Origin of the sequence: Kosakonia sp. SOY2 (assembly GCF_027109175.1) — a bacterium.
Lineage (GTDB): Bacteria > Pseudomonadota > Gammaproteobacteria > Enterobacterales > Enterobacteriaceae > Kosakonia.
Genome location: NZ_JAPVXH010000001.1, coordinates 903425 through 925204 on the forward strand (window position 1 = coordinate 903425; position 21780 = coordinate 925204).

General features: G+C 55.8%; 17 protein-coding genes and 2 tRNA genes. 7 read left to right on the top strand and 12 right to left on the bottom strand.

Annotated elements, in window-relative coordinates; all coding sequences use genetic code 11:
• The first annotated feature begins 4 nt into the window (after positions 1–4).
• Entirely contained in the window at positions 5–6808 is a 6804-nt protein-coding gene (locus O3S68_RS04315; RefSeq protein ID WP_269230866.1) for an AIDA repeat-containing protein, read from the top strand.
• Between the two features lie 160 nt (positions 6809–6968).
• On the opposite strand, the gene O3S68_RS04320 is transcribed toward O3S68_RS04315, so the two are convergent.
• The 3 genes from O3S68_RS04320 to mdtK all read right to left on the bottom strand — a co-directional run bounded on the left by O3S68_RS04320 (position 6969) and on the right by mdtK (position 8659).
• A tRNA-Val gene (locus O3S68_RS04320) sits at positions 6969–7045 on the bottom strand.
• A 12-nt stretch (positions 7046–7057) separates the two neighbouring features.
• Positions 7058–7134: transfer RNA gene (locus O3S68_RS04325), tRNA-Val, on the bottom strand.
• A gap of 151 nt (positions 7135–7285) precedes the next feature.
• On the bottom strand, positions 7286–8659 hold the full coding sequence (gene mdtK / locus O3S68_RS04330; RefSeq protein ID WP_044489373.1) for an MdtK family multidrug efflux MATE transporter: 1374 nt from the start codon (positions 8657–8659) through the stop codon (positions 7286–7288).
• 313 nt (positions 8660–8972) lie between these two features.
• On the opposite strand from mdtK, the gene O3S68_RS04335 reads away from it, so the two are divergent.
• The gene (locus O3S68_RS04335; protein ID WP_097407070.1) at positions 8973–9614 is read left to right on the top strand and encodes a riboflavin synthase subunit alpha; all 642 of its coding nucleotides are present in this window, start codon (positions 8973–8975) and stop codon (positions 9612–9614) included.
• Between the two features lie 31 nt (positions 9615–9645).
• On the opposite strand, the gene cfa is transcribed toward O3S68_RS04335, so the two are convergent.
• Together cfa and punC are read right to left on the bottom strand one after the other, a co-directional pair.
• The gene (gene cfa / locus O3S68_RS04340) at positions 9646–10794 is read right to left on the bottom strand and encodes a cyclopropane fatty acyl phospholipid synthase (protein WP_045511450.1); all 1149 of its coding nucleotides are present in this window, start codon (positions 10792–10794) and stop codon (positions 9646–9648) included.
• A 302-nt stretch (positions 10795–11096) separates the two neighbouring features.
• Positions 11097–12293, bottom strand: a complete 1197-nt coding sequence (gene punC / locus O3S68_RS04345; protein ID WP_269230867.1) for a purine nucleoside transporter PunC — start codon at positions 12291–12293, stop codon at positions 11097–11099.
• Positions 12294–12405: 112 nt separating this feature from the next.
• On the opposite strand from punC, the gene punR reads away from it, so the two are divergent.
• Positions 12406–13317, top strand: coding sequence for a DNA-binding transcriptional activator PunR (punR, locus tag O3S68_RS04350; RefSeq protein ID WP_016496301.1), 912 nt, complete (start codon positions 12406–12408; stop codon positions 13315–13317).
• Positions 13318–13335: 18 nt separating this feature from the next.
• Here the strand turns inward: punR and purR are convergent, their stop codons facing one another.
• The gene (gene purR / locus O3S68_RS04355; RefSeq protein ID WP_016496300.1) at positions 13336–14361 is read right to left on the bottom strand and encodes an HTH-type transcriptional repressor PurR; all 1026 of its coding nucleotides are present in this window, start codon (positions 14359–14361) and stop codon (positions 13336–13338) included.
• 297 nt (positions 14362–14658) lie between these two features.
• Here purR and cydH point away from each other — a divergent pair, with 297 nt between their 5' ends.
• Both cydH and O3S68_RS04365 read left to right on the top strand, forming a co-directional pair.
• Positions 14659–14748 (top strand): cytochrome bd-I oxidase subunit CydH, encoded by a 90-nt coding sequence (gene cydH, locus O3S68_RS04360; RefSeq protein WP_016496299.1) that lies wholly within the window; start codon positions 14659–14661, stop codon positions 14746–14748.
• 168 nt (positions 14749–14916) lie between these two features.
• A complete protein-coding gene (locus O3S68_RS04365; protein ID WP_269230868.1) occupies positions 14917–16086 on the top strand; it encodes an MFS transporter in 1170 nt (389 codons plus the stop codon).
• Between the two features lie 53 nt (positions 16087–16139).
• On the opposite strand, the gene sodB is transcribed toward O3S68_RS04365, so the two are convergent.
• Positions 16140–16721 carry a superoxide dismutase [Fe] gene (gene sodB, locus O3S68_RS04370; protein WP_269230869.1) on the bottom strand — a complete coding sequence of 194 codons (582 nt, stop codon included), beginning with the start codon at positions 16719–16721 and terminating at the stop codon, positions 16140–16142.
• Positions 16722–16845: 124 nt separating this feature from the next.
• Positions 16846–17676 carry a C40 family peptidase gene (locus tag O3S68_RS04375; RefSeq protein WP_044489372.1) on the bottom strand — a complete coding sequence of 277 codons (831 nt, stop codon included), beginning with the start codon at positions 17674–17676 and terminating at the stop codon, positions 16846–16848.
• Between the two features lie 339 nt (positions 17677–18015).
• On the opposite strand from O3S68_RS04375, the gene O3S68_RS04380 reads away from it, so the two are divergent.
• Entirely contained in the window at positions 18016–18360 is a 345-nt protein-coding gene (locus O3S68_RS04380) for a Grx4 family monothiol glutaredoxin (RefSeq protein ID WP_016496295.1), read from the top strand.
• A 38-nt stretch (positions 18361–18398) separates the two neighbouring features.
• Here the strand turns inward: O3S68_RS04380 and rnt are convergent, their stop codons facing one another.
• The 4 genes from rnt to O3S68_RS04400 form a co-directional block, all read right to left on the bottom strand.
• Complete coding sequence (rnt, locus tag O3S68_RS04385) at positions 18399–19052, bottom strand: ribonuclease T (protein WP_016496294.1); 654 nt, start codon at positions 19050–19052, stop codon at positions 18399–18401.
• Between the two features lie 92 nt (positions 19053–19144).
• Positions 19145–19552 carry a lactoylglutathione lyase gene (gloA, locus tag O3S68_RS04390; RefSeq protein ID WP_269230870.1) on the bottom strand — a complete coding sequence of 136 codons (408 nt, stop codon included), beginning with the start codon at positions 19550–19552 and terminating at the stop codon, positions 19145–19147.
• A 95-nt stretch (positions 19553–19647) separates the two neighbouring features.
• A complete protein-coding gene (locus O3S68_RS04395; RefSeq protein ID WP_016496292.1) occupies positions 19648–20742 on the bottom strand; it encodes an alkene reductase in 1095 nt (364 codons plus the stop codon).
• Between the two features lie 56 nt (positions 20743–20798).
• A complete protein-coding gene (locus O3S68_RS04400; RefSeq protein ID WP_097407074.1) occupies positions 20799–21395 on the bottom strand; it encodes a TetR/AcrR family transcriptional regulator in 597 nt (198 codons plus the stop codon).
• Positions 21396–21515: 120 nt separating this feature from the next.
• On the opposite strand from O3S68_RS04400, the gene O3S68_RS04405 reads away from it, so the two are divergent.
• On the top strand, positions 21516–21755 hold the full coding sequence (locus O3S68_RS04405) for a DUF1289 domain-containing protein (RefSeq protein WP_016496290.1): 240 nt from the start codon (positions 21516–21518) through the stop codon (positions 21753–21755).
• Positions 21756–21780: the final 25 nt, after the last annotated feature.

Here is a 21780-nt window from a genome sequence, read left to right on the forward strand (position 1 = left end):
AGAAATGAAAAAAAGTCTTAACTGCAGTTACCGGCTGGTATGGAATGACGTTCAGCGGGCGTTTGTGGTGGTTTCAGAACTGACCCGGGCGAAAGGCAAGCGCGCAGGCGGCGCGGTGTTGATCTCGGCGGCGGTGGGTGGCCTTTTCGCAAGCAGCGGGGCGATGGCGTTTACCCCGGACGTCACTGGTTCGACGCGGGATGAGGTGGTGCAGGAGGGGGTTCAGAATGTGCGCTCTGGAGGCTTAACCACCAATCATACCATCAGCACCCGTGGTACGCAGATAGTGGCGGGCGGGCAGACCGTGGATACGCGTGTTCAGGATGGCGGTTCGCAGATTGTGCGGCAGAACGGCCAGACGACCGGTACCGTTGTCACTAATGGGACACAGATTGTTGAAGCGGACGGGACGGCAACGGGCACGCAGCTTAACAGCGGCGGTACGCAGGCGGTCGCCGGCAGGGCTAATAGCACCGTTGTCGGCGCTGGTGGTGTGCAGACTGTGCAGGAAAGCGGGGTGGCAAGCCAGACGATTATTAACACTGGTGGCGTGCAAGCTGTTAACGGCAGTTCCGTCCAGGGCGTCATTAACGCCGGCGGCATCCAGCTCATCAATAGCGGTGGTTTCTCTCAGGACGCGACGGTAAACAGCGGGGGTGTCCAGCACGTTAACGTCGGCGGTTCCGCAGCCGACACCGCCATCTTTGGCGGCGGCAATCAGGTCGTGGCCGGCACGGTATCCGGTGCGCACCTCAACGACGGTGGCGCGCAACTGGTTCAGCAAACCGGTAAAGCCACCGGCACCATCATTAACAATCGCGGTACGCAGACCGTAGACGGCACCGCTATCTCCGCAGTGGTCAACGGCGGCGGCACCCAACTGGTGCATAGCGGCGCGCTGGCGGCGGGCACCATCGTGAACAGCGGCGGGGTTCAGCATATTAATCAGGGCGGGGCAGCCTCTGACGGCGTGGTGTTTGGCGGTGGCACCCAGGTACTGGCGGGAACCGCATCCGGCACCAGCGTCAACGATGGCGGTGCGCAGCTGGTGCAGAAAACCGGCAAATCCACCGGAACCATCATCAACAATCGCGGCACGCAGACCGTAGACGGCCAGGCCATCTCTTCTGTCGTCAATGCTGGAGGGACGCAGCAGGTTAATCGCGGCGGGCTGGCGACGGGCGGCGTGGTGAACACCGGTGGTCTGCAACATATCAGCGAAGGAGGTGCAGCATCCGATGCCATTCTGCTCGGCGGCACCCAACTGGTGGAAGGCACCACCTCCGGCACCATCATTAATAACGGCGGTCTGCAGCAGATCCACGCCAGCGGCATGAGCAGTGATGCGGTGGTTAACGCCGGCGGTAAACAGGATGTGGACGGCGTCTCCTTCTCCGCTGAAGTGAACGACGGCGGCCTGCAGAAAGTCCGCAGCGGCGGTGCCGCCACCAGCGCAGTTATTAACACCGGCGGGATTCAGAATGTACTCTCAGGTGGATCAACCGCCTTCACCACGCTGTTGGGCGGTATTCAGCAACTGGCGGGCGTAGCGGCAGATACCATTATCGGTGCCGGCGGCGTACAGCACGTTCAGGTCGGTGGCAGCGCCAGCGGATCGCTGATCAACGATGGCGGCCTGCAGCGCGTGGATGGCACAGCCAACTCATCGGTTATTTATGAAGGCGGCATCCAGTTGGTGAACAGCGGCGGTCTGGCGGATAACGCGACCGTTAACAGTGGCGGCCTGCAACACATCAATGAAGGTGGTGCAGCGTCCGACACCACGGTGTTTGGCGGCGGTCGGCAAGTTGTTGCCGGTACGGCCTCCGGCACCAGCATCAATGACGGTGCCTACCAGCTTGTTCAGGCAACCGGTAAAGCCACCGACACTATCATCAACAGCGGTGGCACTCAGGCGGTAGACGGCACGGCGATCTCCGCTGTAGTCAACGATAGCGGGGTTCAACTGATCCACTCCGGCGCGCTTGCCGCAGGCTCGCTGGTTAATTCCGGTGGTCTGCAGCATATCAACGAAGGCGGCGCTGCCTCGGATGCGCTGCTGTTTGGCGGTACCCAGATTGTCGAAGGCACCGCATCCGACACCCGGGTGGACTCTGGCGGTGTGCAACAGGTTCACGTTACCGGGAAAACCATCGACAGCAAAATCTATGACGGCGGTTTCCAGGATGTTGACGGCACCGCTAACGGCACGATCGTCTACACCGGCGGTAAACAGCTGATCCGCAGCGGCGGTCATGCGAACGACACCCGCGTCGATAAAGATGGTGTGCAGATTGTGCGTGCCGGCGGCGCGGCGTCAAAAACGACGCTGCTGGGTGGAACGCAGCAGGTCGCGGGTATGGCAGGCGACACGGTTATTGGCGATGGCGGCATTCAGCACGTCCAGGTGGGCGGCATTGCCATGGGCGCGCTGATCAACAGCGGCGGTCTGCAGCGCGTTGACGGCTCGGCGACCTCCGCCGTGGTGAACAACGGTGGCGTGCAACTGGTGAACAGCGGTGGGCTGGCCGCAGGCTCCATCGTCAACAGCGGTGGCCTGCAGCATATCAACCTTGGCGGCGCGGCGTCTGATGGCACTATCTTCGGCGGGGGTAAACAGTTGGTGGCAGGGACCGCGTCCGGCACCAGCGTCAGCGATGGCGGTCAGCAGATCGTGCAGGCCAGCGGTAAAACCTCCGGTACGCAAATCAACAGCGGCGGTGTGCAGAGCGTGGACGGCAGCGCCACCTCATCCGTGGTACGCGATGGCGGCATCCAACTGGTGAATAACGGCGGCCTGGCGGCAGGTACTGCTGTACACAGCGGCGGCCTGCAGCACATCAACCTTGGCGGCGCAGCGACTGATGGCACTATCTTTGGCGGCGGTAAACAGGTGGTGGCAGGCACGGCGTCCGGTACCAGCCTGAACGATGGCGCTTATCAAAACGTTACGACCACCGGGAAAGCGACCGGCACCCTGATCAACAGCGGCGGCGTGCAGAGCGTTGATGGCAACGCGACCTCGGCAGTGGTGCGCAACGGCGGCATCCAGCTGGTGAATAAAGGTGGTCTGGCGGCAGGCACCACGGTGAACAGCGGCGGTCTGCAGCACATCAATCTCGGCGGCGCGGCGTCTGAGGGCACCATCTTCGGCGGCGGCAAGCAGCTGGTGGAAGGTACTGCCTCCGGTGCCAGCGTGAACGATGGCGGTACGCAACTGGTGGCAGGGAGCGGTAAAACCACCGACACCCATATCAACAGCGGTGGTGTGCAGAGCGTAGACGGTACGGCCATCTCGTCCGTGATCAATAACGGCGGTCAGCAAATCGTCAACTACGGCGGCCTCGCTGCCGGTTCGATCGTCAATAACGGTGGGGTGCAACACATTTCCGCTGGCGGCGCGGCGTCTGACGGTACGGTGTTCGGCGGCGGTACGCAACTGGTGGAAGGTTCGGCTTCCGGTACCAGCATCAGCGACGGCGGGGTACAACTGGTGACCAAGAGCGGTCAGGCCAGCGGCACGCTGATTAACAGCGGTGGCGTACAACGCGTACACGGCCAGTCGTTCGACGCGGTGATTAATAACGGCGGTGCGCAGATCGTTGACCCGTATGGCTGGGCACGCCAGAGCGTGATTAATGCCGGCGGGACGCAGATCCTCAGTAACTCTGCTGTGGCGATCTCCACCGTGATGAATGGCGGTGAGCAGCACATCAATAACGGCGCGAAATCTTTCGCCGCGCGCCTGCTGGGCGGTACGCAGAATATCGGCAGCGGTGGGCAGGCCTTCGAAACTCTCGTTGAAAAGGGTGGCGTGCAGAACGTTAACGCGGGCGGTTACACCTACGGTGGCACCATCTCCACTGGCGGCAGACAAAATGTTGCCTCCGGCGGCGTAACCGACTTCACCTTTGTCGATGGTGGCCTGCAGGTGGTTGACGGTACCTCGATTGTCAGCATCGTGAAAAACGGCGGGCGTCAGGTTGTCAACAAAAATGCCAATGCCGAAGTCTCTGTGGTGATTGATGGCGGTATTCAGGAGGTCTTTGGCACCACCACCGGATCGGAGATCACCCGGGCGGAACAGCGCATCTATAGCGGGGGTTCAGCCACCTCTACCGTGCTGAGCGATGGTGCGGTTCAGGGGATTTACGACGGCGCGATAGTGACCGATACCCGTAACCGCAACAGCATCCAGAACCTGTACAGCGGTGGGCGTGCAGAAAACAACCTGATGGATGATTTTGCAGTGCAGAACATCGCTGCGGGCGCAACGGCGGTGAACACTTCGATGATCAACTCCAGCCAGCAGAATGTGCGCGGCAGTGCCGTTGATACCGATCTTTCGGCGAATGCCGTGCAGAACGTCTACCGCGGCGGGACCGCGACTCGCACGGCGATCTACGAGCGCGGCATCCAGAATATCTTCAGTGGCGGTTCATCAATACTTGCTGTCATCCAGGCCGGTGGGATCCAGAACGTGCTGAACGGCGGTACCGCCATCAGCACCACCATTAACAATGGCGGTACCCAGAACGTGAATAGTGGCGGGACGGTGATCTCGACCATTATCCGTGAGGGCGGGATCCAGAACGTCAATGATGGCGCGATCGTTATCGACAACAAAGTGGTTGGCGATCAGGTGGTCAATCAGGGCGGTACCGTCGCCTCGTCCACTGTTAGCGAAAACGGTACCCAGAGTGTCACCTTTGGCGGCACGGCGATTGCCACGACCGTCAGCAAAGGCGGCGCCCAGTTCGTGCGCGCCGGTGGTACGGCGGATCTGACGGCGATTGAGCGCGGCGGCGTGCTGGCGCTGGAAGATGGCGCAACGGTCACCAATATCAATCTCAATAGCGGCGCAGCATTGATGGCGGGCACCGGTACCACGCTCAACGGCACCAACGCACTTGGCAGCTTCTCCATTGCCAATAAAGTTGCCGATAGCGTGCTGCTGGAAGGCGGCGGTCTGCTGTCGGTTGCCGCTGACGGCAGTGCCAACAACACCGTGGTAAGCGAGAACGGTACGCTGAGTGTCGCCGAAGGCGGGATGCTGACCGGGATAACCAAAGTCAACGACGGCGCTACGCTTGCCGGCAATGTTAACAACAGCGGCGAACTGCGTATCACCACTGATACCAGTGCCAACACCGTTAACGCGGCCATCAACGGTAGCGGTACGCTGTATAAAGAAGGTGATAACACGCTGACCCTGAGCGGTGCGCTTAATCAGGCGGGCGGTACTTATCTGCAGAGCGGTACGCTGGTGTTCAGCGGGCTGGATGCCGTGACCGACATCATCGCCCAGCGCGGCACCTCGCTGCAGTTGACCAACGGCACTACGCTGACCGGGATGATCGACCCGACCGACCTGACCGTCGATGCCGGTTCAAGCTGGCTGATGACCGCAGACTCCCTGCTCAATAACCTGACGCTGGGCGGCTCGATCGATTACCAGGCACCGACCGGGACGTTCGTTCCGAAAACCCTGACGGTTACCAATCTGGTGGGCAATGGCGGCACCATTACCCTGAACACCCTGTTTAACGGTAATAGCGCAGTGAGCGACAGCCTGGTGCTGGACGGCGGCACCGCCACCGGTAATACGCGGATCGCCATTCGCAGCCAGGGCGGTCTGGGTGCACGTACCACCGGTAACGGCATCCAGGTGGTGAATGCCATCAACGGCGCGACCACGACCGATGATGCTTTCAGTCTCAGCGGCAGCCTGCAGGCGGGGGCGTATAACTACACCCTGCAACAGGGCAGCGCCGACCAGAGCTGGTATCTGACGACTGCTGAAGCCGGTGGCAACGAGAACGGCCCGCAGAACTACCGTTCGGCGACGTATCTCTATAGCTCTGTCTATGCGCAGGCCATGGACTACGACAGTGCGCTGCTCGGTTCGCTGGATGCCCGTCGCTATGCGGCGCGTACCGCCGCCGAAAGCGGTAGCAACATGTGGGCCCGTTTCCAGGCCGGTCAACTGAGCCACGATCACGGCAGCAACGATCTGCGTAACGGCAACACACCGGACAGTAAAGGCGGCTATACCTTCCTGCAGATCGGTAGCGACCTGTGGCAGGGTTCGGCTTCTGCCATGGAATGGACCGTTGGGGTGTACGGTGCGGCGGGGCTTTCTGCCGTCGACGTGCAGCGCAACGACAAGTCGAAAGCCGGTACGGTACGTGATGACGCTTACAGCGGCGGCCTCTACCTTAACGGCGTGCATGAGAGCGGCTGGTGGATAGATGTGGTGGCCCAGGGCACACGTCACAACTTCGATACCAACCCGCGCGATGGCGACGGTCTGAAAACTCACGGCTGGGGCTATGTTGGCTCCTTCGAAACCGGTCTGCCGTTTGAGATCGGCGGCGGCCTGGTGCTGGAACCGCAGGTGCAGTACCAGTATCGCGGCGTGAACCTGAAAGATGGTAATGATGACGTTGCAGACGTGCAGTTCGGCGATGGTCACAGCCAGCAGGTGCGTGCCGGTCTGCGTCTGGGCAACAACGCGACGCTGAAAGAGACTGGCAAACCGGTACCGGTAAGCTGGTGGGTGCGTCCGTCCTTCATCCAGACCTTCGACTCGAAGGGTACGCTGAACGTCAGCGCACCAGGCGTAGCAGGCAGCGAGGTTGCGTTCAATCCGGATCAGGACGGCACCGCTGCGGCGCTGGATGTCGGCATTGACGGTCAGATCCGCGATAACGTTACCCTCGGGGTGCGGGCAGGCTACACCCGGAGCATTAATGACGCAGGCACTGGCGGCTACGGCGGTCAAATCACGCTGAAAGTCGGCTTCTGATAGCCAGGAAGTAACACGAAAAGCCGTGCCGTAAGGTGCGGCTTTTTTTTTATGCACATTCGGAGACGGTAGCTTGATCGCTGTCGCTAACGCAGAGTCGGCGTGGCGGTGAATATATGCTGAGATGAAAAAGAGGGATAAAGCTGAGAATGACTAAGAATGGTGCGTCCGAATGGACTCGAACCATCGACCCCCACCATGTCAAGGTGGTGCTCTAACCAACTGAGCTACGGACGCACTGAAAAGGAATGGTGCGTTCAATTGGACTCGAACCAACGACCCCCACCATGTCAAGGTGGTGCTCTAACCAACTGAGCTATGAACGCAGTGTTGTGGTTGACAACGGGGACGAATATTAGCGGCAGGCCGGAGATGTGGCAAGCGGAAAATGGCAAATTTCTCACGCAATTCACCTGATTGCGGAACAACTGAGCAAAATGTCGTGAAAGTAGCCGCCAGCGGGCGGCTATCAACGTTTTAGCGCGCAGCGCGCTGCAAAATGGTTGCCGAGGGCTGACGTTGCAGGTAACGCATCCGCAGCATCATCATTATCGCCGCCGAGGTCAGGCCAATAATAAAGCCCATCCAGAAACCCGCAGGGCCCATTCTGTCGACCACTAAATCGGTTAACGCCAGCGTGTAACCCACCGGTAAACCCAGCACCCAGTAAGCAATAAAGGTGATAAAAAAGATCGAGCGCGTATCTTTATAACCACGCAGGATACCGCTGCCAATCACCTGAATGGAGTCGGAGATTTGGTAAATCGCCGCCAGCAACATCAAGTGCGATGCCAGCGTCACGACCTGTGGATTATCGTTATAGATCAGCGCGATATGCTCACGCATTAACGCGGTAAAAATCGCCGTTAACGCCGCCATGGAGATGCCGACCAACAACCCCGTGTGGGCTGAGGTTTTCGCATCCAGCGTGGAACCCTGGCCGAGACGAAACCCGACGCGAATGGTCACCGCCGCTGACAGCGAGAGCGGTAAAACAAACATCAGGGAACTGAAATTCAGCGCGATCTGATGTCCGGCGACATCGACAATGCCTAACGGCGAAACGAGCAGCGCCACCACGGCAAACAGCGTTACTTCGAAAAAGAGCGCCAGTGCAATGGGCAGCCCGAGCTGAGTCAGGCGTTTTAACACCGCGACGTCAGGTTTGGCAAAACGTTGCATCGCTTGAATATCACGCATCGCGCGGGCGCGTTTAACGTACAGGCGCATGCAAATAAACATCACCCAATAGACGGACGCGGTCGCCACGCCGCAGCCCACACCGCCGAGTTCGGGCATACCGAAATGGCCGTAAATAAAGATGTAGTTCACCGGGATATTCACCAGCAGGCCGACAAACCCCATCAGCATACCCGGGATCGTGCGGGCAAGGCCTTCGCACTGATTACGCATCACCTGGAAAAAGAGATAGCCTGGCGCCCCCCACATCAACGCACGTAAAAAACGCACGGCTTTATCCGCCAGTTGCGGATCGATGTTGTGCATGGCGTAAATAATATGACCGGCATTCCACAGCACAATCATGATCAACACCGCGACCAGGCCCGCCAGCCAGAACCCCTGACCAACCTGATGGGCAATTCTGTCGCGACGTCCGGAACCATTTAACTGGGCAATCACCGGCGTCATCGCCAGCAGCAGACCGTGGCCGAACAGAATGGCGGGAAACCAGATTGAGGTCCCGATTGCCACCGCCGCCATATCCGTGGCGCTGTAGCCACCGGCCATTACCGTATCGACGAAACCCATGGCTGTCTGGGCGACCTGCGCGAAAATAACCGGCACGGCGAGCGCCAGTAACTGACCCGCTTCTCTCATATACTTCTGCACGAGAACACCTTTATCTTGTAGTTATAAGAAGAATGGAACGACTAATCAGGAAGGAGTTTTTCCTTGTGCTAAAAAGGATGCCGCACAGCGATGGGTGCGACATGTGTACAAATATTACCTGCTATGGCGCGCTTTTGCCATGCCAGTCATAAAGCAAAGTTATCTTTTAGCATGCGGCGCTACGCTTATCTTCTCGCCAGAGTGGCGGGAAAAAGGGCGGCAGGGCGATTGAAACTGGCAAGGGTAAATTTCACCTGTTATTGTGCGTAAAGAACACGGTAATGGCCGTATGAATGGAACAGGAGTGGTAAGTATGTTTACGGGTATTGTGCAAGGCACGGCGAAACTGGTGTCAATTGAAGATAAACCCAATTTCCGCACTCACGTTGTTGAGTTGCCTGAGACGATGCTGGATGGTATTGAGACCGGCGCTTCCATTGCCAATAATGGTTGCTGTCTGACAGTGACGGCGATTAACGGCCGCCATATCAGCTTCGATCTGATGAAAGAGACGCTGCGTATCACCAACCTCGGCGATCTGAATGTCGGCGACTCGGTAAACGTTGAGCGCGCGGCAAAATTCAGCGATGAAATCGGCGGTCACTTGATGTCGGGTCATATCATGACCACCGCCGAAATAGTCAAAATTCTCACCTCGGAAAATAACCGCCAGATCTGGTTCAAAGTGCAGGATCCTGCACTGATGAAATACATTCTGTACAAAGGTTTTATCGGCATTGACGGGATCAGCCTGACGGTTGGCGAAGTCACCAGTAGCCGCTTCTGCGTGCATTTAATTCCGGAAACGTTGCAGCGTACGACGCTTGGCGCGAAAAAACTGGGGCATCGCGTGAATATCGAAATCGACCCGCAAACGCAGGCGGTTGTCGATACCGTGGAGCGTGTGCTGGCCTCGAAAGAAGCGGCGATTGTCGCAGCAGCCAGCGAAGAGTAAAAATAAACCCCGGCATGCCGGGGTTTATTTTTTAACGCGCGACGCGCAACCCGTGTTCAATACCCCGGCTGAAAACCACCTGCCAGAGCTGAATGTCCCGCGCACGAAACGCCCCCGCGCAGGCATTGAGATAATAGCTGAACATCCGTTTAAAGCGCTCCGAGTAGTTGTCGGCGATTTCCGGCCAGGCGGCAAGAAAACGCTCATGCCACGCCATTAACGTACGGTCATAATCCGCGCCGAAATTGTGCCAGTCTTCCATCACAAAGTGTGATTCGCTGGCATCCGCAATCTGGCGCACAGAAGGCAAACAACCATTCGGGAAGATGTAGCGGTTGATCCACGGATCCACATTATGATCGGTACGTTTTGAGCCGATGGTATGCAGTAAAAAAATGCCATCAGGTTTCAGGTTACGATCGACAACGCGGAAATAGGTCGCATAGTTTTTTGGCCCGACATGTTCAAACATGCCAACGGAAACAATGCGGTCAAATTGCTCGTCGAGATCGCGATAATCCTGCAAACGGATATCGACATCCAGCCCTTCGCAACGCTTCTGCGCCAGCTTTTGCTGCTCTGCGGAAATCGTCACGCCAACCACACTGACGCCGTAATTTTGCGCCATAAACTGCGCCAGACCACCCCATCCACAGCCAATATCCAGCACGCGCATGCCGGGTTTCAACTGCAGCTTTTCACCAATAAGCCGCAGTTTTGCCCGTTGTGCATCGTCCAGCGTTTCAGCGTCTTTCCAGTAGGCGCAAGAGTATTGCATCTGCGGGTCCAGCATGCGGGTAAACAGATCATTACCAAGATCGTAATGTTCTTTGCCCACAATCCAGGCCCTTTTTTTACTTTGCAGATTAAATAATCTTGCTCCGGCAATGCGGAGTGTATCTTTGAAATGGTGCGGAAGTTGGTTTTCCAGCCCGGCGCGTAAGACTTTGGTGAAGAATATGTCCAGGCGGGCGCAATCCCACCAGCCGTCCATATAACTTTCGCCGAGCCCGAGCGAGCCTTCCTGTAAAACACGTTTGAAAAAATCAGGATTTTTCACCTGAATATCTGACGCTGCGGGACCGTTGACGCGGATACCTGCGCGACCCAGCAGTTCGTTTGCTATACGGAACCAATTGTCATCCCGTACGCTAACTTCTTCTATACACGATGAACTCATAACTTCTCCATCACTCGCAGTGATCAGAACCTTCAAACAGCGTAGACGCTTTTTCGGGCTTGTGAGAAATCTCACGGTTTTTACCGTGAGGCTGATATCCGACGTAGAACAGAGGAAGGGAGAGGACCCTTGCCGAAAGGCCTTCCATGGGTAAACGGGTACAATCCGGTACCCGTTAATGCATAATATTTATCGTATTTATCAAACAGCCGAAAATGAGTATAGGCTTCAAAATCGGGTGATTCAATAAAAAGCCCGTAGCAAGCTAACCACTGTGTTGTTGATAGTCGCTTGCGCAACTATTAATGCGACGAGGAAGCCACAACCTTTTTACCTGCTAATTCATCGTGCGTGCGGCGCTGAAGGCGATAACCCAGCGCGACCAGTAGCACCATTGCCAGCATGACACTGGTTGTCGTCAGCAGTGGTGTGGCGATGAGCCATGAGACCACCAGGCTTGCCAGAAAACATAAACCCAGCTGTAGCGTATTTTGCAAGGCGGCTGCGCGGCCGGTTGCCTGCGGGAAAGGACGCAGCGCCTGCGCGACCACGATAGGGTAAATCGCGCCGTTGGCCATTGCCATAAAGCAGAAGGGGATGAGCAGCGCGGCCAGCGACACGTCCGGCATAAAACCGACGGCCCAGGTGGCGAGGACACTTAACGCGAACGCCCCCAGCAGCCATGGCAACAAACGAGAACCCTGCCATTTCTGCAACGCGGCACGGCAACCGTAACCGCCCACCAAAAAGGCGATGGTTTGCGGCACATAACTGAGGCCAATAACCGATGGGCCATAACCCATTTCATGCAGAATAAACGGTGAACCGGTCAGCCAGGCGAAGAAACTGGCTGAGCAGGCGGCATAGATAATCACATTCCCGCGATAATCCCGGGCACGCAGCAGATCCATAAATGTCAGCGGTTGTTCGTGGTGTTCACTTTTCTGCGCGGGTGATTTCAGCCGCCATGCCGGGATCATCAGAATTAACGTTATCGCCAGTAAAGTGGCGAAAATGGCCTGCCAGTTGAAATGCGCAAGGATCCAGGCGCCCAGCAGCGGTGCCAGTGCCGGCGTCAAACCCACCAGCGGCATAATGGTGGCGAAGATGCGATTGACGCGATGCGCGGGGTAGTTATCCGTCACCAGTGCCTGCCAGCTTACTGTCGCGGCGCAGACGCCGACCGCCTGGAGAAAGCGCAGTACCAGCAGCAGGGTTGCATCACGTACCCATAATGTTCCCAGACAGCCCAGCGCGAAAATCGCCAGCCCGGCCAGCAAAATCGGCTTGCGACCATAGCGATCTGATAGCGGCCCCCATACCAGTTGCGCAATGGCAAAGCCCGCCAGAAACAGGCTTAAAGTCGCGCTAACCACCGCAGACGATGTGTCTAAATCTTGCTGTATCGCGCTGAAGGCGGGGAGGTACATATCAGTGGCTAAAAAGCCGAGCACGCTTAATCCCGCGAGCCAGACTAAAAATCCGTTGCCAGGTTGCATTGGTGTTTCTCTTTAATTGCAGGTAATCAGGGCTGTCGAGTGTAAGGAGTGCATTAGCGCTTGTGAAACGCTAATATTTGCGTAGTGGTTTCAAATTTTTTGCAGGCAGATTATGTGGTCAGAATATTCGCTGGAAGTGGTTGATGCTGTCGCGCGCAATGGCAGTTTTAGCGGTGCGGCGCAGGAGTTACACCGTGTACCTTCTGCAGTGAGCTATACCGTGCGGCAGCTTGAAGAGTGGCTCGCTGTTCCGCTGTTTGAGCGTCGCCATCGGGATGTTGAGCTTACGCCTGCCGGAGTCTGGTTTTTGAAAGAAGGGCGAGCTGTTATCAAAAAAATGCAGATCACCCGTCAGCAGTGCCAGCAAATTGCCAACGGCTGGCGCGGGCAACTGGCGATCGCCGTCGACAACATCGTAAAACCTGAACGTACCCGGCAATTGATCGTCGATTTCTATCGCCATTTCAGTGATGTTGAGTTGCAGGTCTACCAGGAAGTCTTTAACGGTGTCTGGGATGCGCTTGCTGACGGGCGGGTGGAGCTGGCGATCGGCGCAACGCAGGCTATTCCCGTCGGTGGGCGTTATGCGTTTCGCGATATGGGAATGCTGAGCTGGAAATGCGTGGTTTCCAGTCGCCACCCGCTGGCGTCACTGGCAGGCCCGCTTAGCGACGATACCTTGCGCAACTGGCCTTCACTTATCCAAGAAGATACGTCCCGCTCGTTGCCGAAACGTATTACCTGGCTACTGGATAATCAGAAACGCGTGATTGTTCCTGATTGGGCGTCGTCGGAGGCGTGCTTATCGGCAGGGTTATGCGTGGGAATGGTGCCGGCACACTTTGCCCGCCCGCGGCTCGACAGCGGTGACTGGGTTGCGCTGACCCTGGAAAATCCCTTCCCGGATGCGGCGTGCTGCCTGACATGGCAACAAAATGAGGCGTCCCCGGCGTTAAACTGGCTACTGGAATATCTGGGAGATAGCGAAACGCTGAATGACGAGTGGTTACGGGAGCCGAATTAACGGCTCCGTAATAAGCGGTTAGCGGCGGTAGTCGCGGAACGGGCCATCGGCCACGGAACGGCGCTCAACCAGACGCGGATGCACTTCAATAGACTGCGACTCTTCGCGCTTGTTGACGATACGATCAAGCAGCATGGTAAACGCCGTTTCTCCCAGCGAATCTTTCGGCTGGTGAATCGTGGTCAGGGCCGGGGTGAAGAAGCGTGAGTTACGTACGTTGTCATAACCAATCAGGGAAATATCCTGCGGTACGCGTAAACCCATCTCATCGGCAGCGCACAGCGCGCCCATCGCCATAATGTCACCGCCGCAAAAGACTGCGGTAGGGCGATGCGCCTGATTGAGGATTTGCTGCATCGCGCGATAGCCGGATTCCGGCTCGAAATCGCCCTGCACGATCCAGTTTTCCGGCACGCTGATAAGGGCTTCTTCCATCGCTTTCATAAAGCCGGCCAGACGGCCCGCGCCAGTGTTACGCTCCAGCGGGCCGGGGATCACGCCAATATCGCGATGTCCGCGATCAATAAGGTAGCGCCCGGCCATATAACCGCCTTCAAAGGCGTTATCAATAACGGAATCCGTAAAGTCGGCCTTCGCTTCGCCCCAGTCCATCACTACCATCGGAATATGGCGGTACTCTTCGAGCATGCTCAACAGCGATTCCGGGTATTCGGAACACATTACCAGCAAGCCATCGACGCGCTTTTGCGCCATCATCGACAGATAAGCACGCTGTTTTTCGAGGCTATTCCAGGCATTGCCGAGGATCAGGGTATAACCCTTCTGGAAGCACTTTTTCTCTACGGCTTCAATAATTTCAGCAAAGTAGGCCGCTTCACTGCTGGTGGCCAGCAAGCCGATCGATTTAGTGTGATTCACTTTCAGGCTGCGGGCGACGGCGCTGGGGGAATAGTGCAACTCTTTAATCGCCGCCCACACAGCGTTGCGCGTCTCTTCGGCGACGAAACGGGTTTTGTTAATTACATGTGATACGGTTGTAGTGGAAACGTTTGCTCGTTTCGCTACGTCTTTAATCGTTGCCATCAGATATCACTCCAGACCATATCATAAGCTCCTGATAATACTTAAGGTAAACGTTTGCCTTTAATCACCCTGTACCCATCAAAGGGGGTGCGGTACGCCGGGAAAACGACACTGGACGTCAGGAGGGGAGTCAATGGCCGGTACGCTAATAAATTTAGCGTCGAATTTTGTCTGATCTTGAGCAAAAGGGGAAGTATTAAAACGTTTCTCCTGCGAATTCCCGCAAGATTTTTAAGATAATTTGTGCAAAAATGCGTTATCTCACTTTTTGTGGGGAAATTAAAAAGGGGAAAATTGATGAGCACCGATCTGAAGTATTCTTTAATCACTACCGTCATCGTTCTGAGCCTGATTGTTTTCGGCGGTCTGACTGCTGCACTGCATTGATCTATCGCGAGGGAGAGCCTTTTCTCCCTCGGTTTTCTTCCCCGCCATTGTTATCACTTCTGCAATAATCTTTTGTCATTCTGCTAACTTCTGTTTTTTGTGATAGCTGTCATACTTTTGGCTTCAGCGACAGGGTCGCAAGTCGGCATGTCTATTTTGGAGTCACAGATGAAAATTAATTTCCCTTTGCTTGCCCTGGCGATTGGCGCCTTCGGCATTGGTACCACCGAGTTTTCCCCGATGGGATTACTGCCGGTTATTGCCCGCGGCGTCGATGTTTCTATTCCGGCGGCGGGGATGCTGATTAGCGCCTACGCTATCGGCGTGATGATTGGTGCGCCGTTAATGACATTGCTGCTGTCTCACCGTGGCAGACGCAATGCCCTGATCTTTTTGATGGCGATTTTTACGCTCGGTAACGTGCTGTCGGCGATTGCGCCGGATTACGCCACATTAATGCTGGCGCGGATCGTCACCAGTCTGAACCACGGCGCGTTTTTTGGTCTTGGCTCGGTGGTGGCGGCAAGCGTTGTCGCCAAAGAGAAGCAGGCCAGCGCAGTGGCAACCATGTTTATGGGGCTGACCATTGCTAACATTGGCGGTGTGCCTGCCGCGACCTGGCTGGGTGAAACCATTGGCTGGCGTATGTCGTTCATGGCCACCGCCGGGCTGGGTGTGATTGCCATGGCAAGCCTGTTCTTTTCGCTGCCGAAAGGTGGCACAGGTGAGCGCCCGGACGTACGTAAAGAGCTGTCGGTACTGGTACGCCCACAAGTGTTGTCCGCATTGCTGACCACTGTGCTCGGCGCAGGTGCCATGTTCACGCTGTATACCTACATTGCGCCGGTGCTGCACACCATTACCGATGCCACTCCCGTTTTTGTGACGGCGATGCTGGTGTTGATTGGCGTTGGTTTCTCCATTGGTAACTATCTCGGCGGCAAACTGGCGGATCGCTCGGTCACCGGCACGCTGAAAGGTTTTTTGATCCTGCTGATTGCCATCATGCTGGCGATCCCGTTCCTGGCGCGCAGTGAAGTGGGCGCAGCCATCAGCATGGTGGTGTGGGGCGCGGCGACGTTTGCGGTGGTTCCGCCGTTGCAGATGCGTGTCATGCGTGTTGCGCATGAAGCACCGGGCCTTTCATCTTCAGTCAATATCGGTGCCTTTAACCTCGGTAACGCGCTGGGCGCGGCAGCCGGTGGAGCAGTGATTTCCGCTGGGCTGGGTTATGATTTCGTCCCGGTTATGGGGGCGATTATTGCCGGGCTGGGCCTGCTGGTGGTGCTGTTCTCTGGTCACTCTCAGCCAGAACGTGCCTGTGCCGCAGCAGAATAAATAGCACAAATGCAAAAAGGAGGGGCTAGCCCCTCCTTTGTTTTATGCCGCGTTTATGCCGCTAAATTTTTGGCCACGAATGACCAGTTTACCAGCGCCCAGAAATGTTCGAGGTAGTTCGGACGCGCATTACGGTAATCGATGTAATACGCATGTTCCCAGACATCGACGGTTAACAGCGGGGTTGCATCGCTTGTCAGCGGAGTGCCCGCATTAGACGTTGAAACAATGGCTAATGTGCCATCCGCTTTTTTCACCAGCCACGTCCAGCCAGCACCGAAGTTTTTTACCGCAGCATCGGTGAATTGCGCTTTGAATTCGGCAAAGCTGCCGAATGATTTGGCGATAGCTGCCGCCAGCTCACCGGTCGGTTCACCGCCAGCATTCGGGGCCAGGCAGTTCCAGTAGAAAGTATGGTTCCAGACCTGGGCCGCATTATTGAACACGCCGCCTTCGCTGGTTTTCACAATCTCTTCCAGCGATTTACCTTCAAAAGCGCTGCCTTTGATCAGGTTGTTGAGGTTGGTGACATACGTCTGATGGTGTTTACCATAGTGGTATTCCAGCGTTTCGGCTGAGATATGCGGCGCCAGGGCGTCTTTTGCATACGGTAATGCAGGTAATTCAAACGACATTGCTATTCTCCTTTCATTATTTTAATAACACCCAATAGCCCTACTGGATGTGCGGATTAGGGTAGCAAATCGAAAGGCCAGACAAAAGAGGGAGTTACCTGCCGCAGGCGCGGCAGGTGAGGGGTTAGCGAATGGTTTTCGGCGTCACGACGCGACGCGCGCCAACATAATGGCGCTGCCAGTAATCTTCACTCAGCGAGGTAACCTGAATGTCCTGGCCGCTACGCGGAGACTGAATGAATTTACCATTACCGACATACACGCCCACGTGATCGGCGGTACCACGGCCCTGGGTACGGAAGAACACCAGATCGCCGCTCTCCAGTTCCGCCACATTCACCGGCGATGCATCGCGCAGGTGATACATTTCATTGGCGGTACGCGGAATACGGAATTTCACCAGATCCTTATATGCGTAATAGACCAGACCGCTGCAATCGAAACCGGTGCTTGGTGAGGTGCCGCCCCAGTGATAAGGCTTGCCAATCTGGTTCATCAGCTTGGACATGGCGGTTTTTTGTGCTTTTTGAATGCGAACTTTATGCACATCGGCGATGGCGTTAGTGCTTTTAACCTTCACACAATGCGGCTTGTGGCCTTTGCGCGGCGTACATTTCTCAGTCCAGGTGACGGCGGTGGTTTTTAACGGGCTGGATGTATTACGACGCGAGGTGATTTTGCTGGCTTTTTTGCTGGTAGTAACTTTTTTGTTTGCCGGAGCTTTTTTACTCTCCGTTGTTTTTTTGCTGGTGGTTTTTTCTGCCGGACTGCGACTGTTTTTCTTTGGTGTCTTTTGTGATGTATTTTTTTTCTTACGTTCGGATGCTTTCGCCAGATGCGATTTTTGCACGGCCGACGCTCGCGCCTGTTCAGAGGCACTCGCTAATGGCGTGAAAGAAATCGTGGTGAACAACAAAGCACAGAGCGTGATTGAAGCTTTTGGTATCCGCGCCACTGAGCAATCCCCTGTTAGGGCAAGCATTTAATATGCCTGCAAATGGTTTTTTAAAACTCGTCGATTCTAATCCATAAAAACCCCAAAAGTTAATACTGTTTTTGCATCTATAGCTTCGTTTCGTTAACAAGCGCAAAAAAAAGCAGCAAAACGTTTCTATGTGCTCAAGAGTTAGGCAGCAAGCGGGATGGCGAGTTGAGTTAAGTCATATTCCTAAGGCAACTTTTGCCGACAGACGATAAAATCATGAACGGTGAACAAAATGTTATTTTCCGATGCCCCTCTGAACCGTTACAATGGCGAACATCTGCCGTAGAAGAAGTTGAAGGAAGCATGACAATGAGCACAACACTTGAAAAAATCCAGCGCCAGATCGCTGAAAACCCGATTCTGCTGTATATGAAAGGCTCTCCGAAGCTGCCAAGCTGCGGTTTCTCCGCCCAGGCGGTACAAGCGCTCTCTGCATGCGGTGAACGTTTTGCCTATGTAGACATTCTGCAAAACCCGGATATTCGCGCAGAACTGCCGAAATACGCTAACTGGCCGACCTTCCCGCAACTGTGGGTTGAAGGTGAACTGGTTGGCGGCTGCGATATCGTGATTGAAATGTATCAACGCGGCGAATTGCAGACGCTTATCAAAGAAGCGGCGGCAAAACATAAAGACGAGCCGAGCGCAGAGTAATTTCTGCCAATAAAAAAGCGACCTGACGGTCGCTTTTTTTATGCCTGATTTTCATCCGCGATGGGCAACGGCCAGCCGCCAAGGCGCTTCCAGCGGTTGACGATTTCGCAAAACAGCAGGGCGGTTTGCTCTGTATCGTACAGTGCGGAGTGCGCCTGCGAGGCGTCAAACGCAATGCCCGCTGCGCCACACGCTTTTGACAGCACCGTCTGCCCGAGAGCCAGCCCGCTTAATGACGCGGTATCGAAAGTGACAAACGGGTGGAACGGGTTGCGTTTCAGTGAAGCGCGTTCCGCAGCGGCCATCATAAAACTGTGATCGAACGTCGCGTTGTGCGCCACCATAATAGCGCGGTTACAACCCTGATCTTTAATGCCTTTGCGCACCATTTTAAAAATGGCATGCAGGGCGTCATGCTCACTCACCGCGCCACGCAGCGGATTGCCCGGATCAATGCCGTTAAAGGCCAGCGCTTCGGGTTGCAGGTTCGCGCCTTCGAAAGGCTCAACGTGGAAATGCAGCGTGCTGTCGGGCATGAGCCAGCCTTGTTCATCCATTTTCAGCGTAATGGCGGCGACTTCCAGCAGCGCGTCGGTTTTGGCGTTAAACCCGGCGGTTTCAACATCAATTACCACAGGGTAAAAACCGCGAAAACGGTCGCACAGACCAGTCAGTTGAGCGTTATCGGACATCAGGATCTCTTGATACGGGAAAATGGCAGCGCATTATGGCAAATTTTACGAAGGGATGTAAAACAGCGGGCGCAAAGCGCGCCCGGAGGGGATTAGTTACCCAGGCCTTTACCGGCGTCTTTCTCTTCGATGAGCTCGATTTTGTAACCGTCCGGATCTTCAACGAAGGCGATAACCGTGGTTCCACCTTTAACCGGACCCGCTTCACGCGTCACATTACCGCCGTTGTTGCGGATAGCTTCGCAAGCTTGCGCCGCGTTTTCCACGCTCAGCGCGATATGACCGTAAGCATTACCCAGATCGTAGCTTTCCACGCCCCAGTTGTAGGTCAGTTCAATCACCGCTTCTTCGTTTTCCGGGCCGTAGCCAACGAAAGCCAGCGAATATTTATATTCCGGGTTTTCACTGGTACGCAGCAGCTTCATGCCCAGCACATTAGTATAAAATTCGATGGAGCGTTGCAGGTTGCCGACGCGCAGCATGGTGTGAAGTAAGCGCATAATATCCTCTTGTATGAATGTGTTAACGTTCCGAATAGAAACACAGTTTTAGTATAGCGGCGCAGACCCGCCGCTATCAATGAACAATCAGAGGATCACAGAGAAGGGTAGTCGGTGTAACCTTCCGCGCCGCCGCCATAGAAGCTTTCCGGGCGCTGTGGGTTCAGTTCCGCTTTCAGTTGCAGACGTTTTACCAGGTCCGGGTTGGCGATATAGGCGCGACCAAAGGCTACCGCGTCAATCAAACCTTTCTCGATCAACTGTTCCGCTTTTTCCGGGGTATAGGCACCTGCACCAATGATCGGGCCGTGGAAACGTGCGCGCACTTTTTCACGGAACGCGTCGGTGTACGGTTCACCGCCGGCCCAGTCCGGCTCTGACATATGCAGGTAAGCAATACCGCGCTTGCCCAGTTCCTCGATCAGATATAACGCATCGGCTTCTTCGTTCGGGCCGTTATCCATGTTCTGGAAAGAACCGATCGGAGACACGCGAATACCAATGCGCTCTGCGTCCCACTCTTTGCTTACCGCGTCGACTACTTCCAGCACCAGGCGCGCGCGATTTTCCACGCTGCCGCCGTACTGGTCGGTACGCTGGTTCGCCGACGGTGAAAGGAACTGGTGCAACAGATAACCATGGGCCGAGTGCAGTTCAACCAGATCAAACCCGGCGTCGCGCGCATTGGCAACGGCCTGGCGGAAATCATTAACGATACCCGGGATCTCATCGGTTTCCAGCGCGCGCGGCGTGGAGGTGTCTTCACGCGTGGCGTTGCCGTTGGCATCACGCAGAGAGGTACGCGTTCCCGCGTTGATGGCTGACGGTGCGACCGGCGCGGCACCACCCGGTTGCAGACTGCTGTGCGAGATACGACCGGTGTGCCACAGCTGTACGGCGATACGGCCGTTTTCGCTATGCACGGCATCGGTGATTTTCTGCCATGCCGCAATTTGTTCTGCGCTGTGCAGACCCGGTGCGCCGGCATAGCCTTTCGCCTGCGCGGAGATTTGCGTGGCTTCGCTGATAATCAGGCCGGAGCTGGCGCGCTGACGATAATATTCCGCCATTAACGGCGTAGGAATATCACCCGGCTCGATGCTGCGCAGTCGCGTCAACGGTGCCATAAAAACGCGGTTTGGAACGGTAATAGCGCCCACTTTCAGCGGCGTAAATAATTTACTGGACATAACAACTCCTGAATAGACCGGTCGACTAGTGAAAAGTGAAATAAAAATGCCTGCTCTCAGACAGGCGTTGCAATGATGCTGTTTGCATGCGCCAGCGCGCTTTCCAGCGGCAGGGCGCTTCGCGAAATTTTGGCCTGCAAATTGGCACCTAACCACAGGGAGTACAACACTTGCGCCTGCGTTAGTGGTTCCCCCTTAAACGTTAAGCTGCGATCGTTACGCCCTTTTTCCAGCGTATCCGCGAGCAGGGCGATAACGCCGCTCGCGCCTTTGTCCATTGCTGAACGCATGTCTTCCGACAGATCGCACACTTCCGCCGACAGTTTCACCGTCAGGCAACCGCTAATAATTCCCTGTTGGCTAAACTGCCGGAGCGTCTCCTGATAATACGCCAGTAGCCTGTCACGGTAGTTTCCCGGCCCGCTGGCGAAATGGGTCGCCAGCCGCTGGTGATACGCGGCATAGTGACGCTCAAGCAACGCTACGCCGAACGCCTCTTTAGAGCGAAAATAGTGGTAGAAAGAGCCTTTTGGCACTTCCGCTGTTTTCAGTAATTCGCTCAGGCCCATACCGGTAAACCCGCGATGCATGCAAAGCTGCTCGCCGGTCGCCAGTAAATGTTCGCGCGTGTCATGTTCGGTATTTCTGCTCATCGCGCCACTCTACTAGACCGATCGGTCTGTTGCAAGTGGCGAACAATGCGTTTTTCGCCTTGCGCGTTATCGACAGGCAGTCTTCAATAAAGGGAACTGCCTGTATTACCGGAGACGACTGTGCCAGAACAACTGGAGTTTTTCCCCGTCCAGAGCCCGTGCCGCGGTATTTGCCAGTCGGATGAGCGCGGTTTTTGTCGTGGCTGCATGCGTAGCCGCGATGAGCGTTTTAACTGGCAAAAAATGACCGATGCGCAAAAGCAGGAGGTGCTGCGTTTGTGCCGCCAGCGTCTACAGCGCAAAATGCGCGCAAACAAAGCGTCCTCTGCGGAAGAACCTCAGCAACCTTCACTGTTTTAGTCGCCAAAATGCGTATACTCGAAGG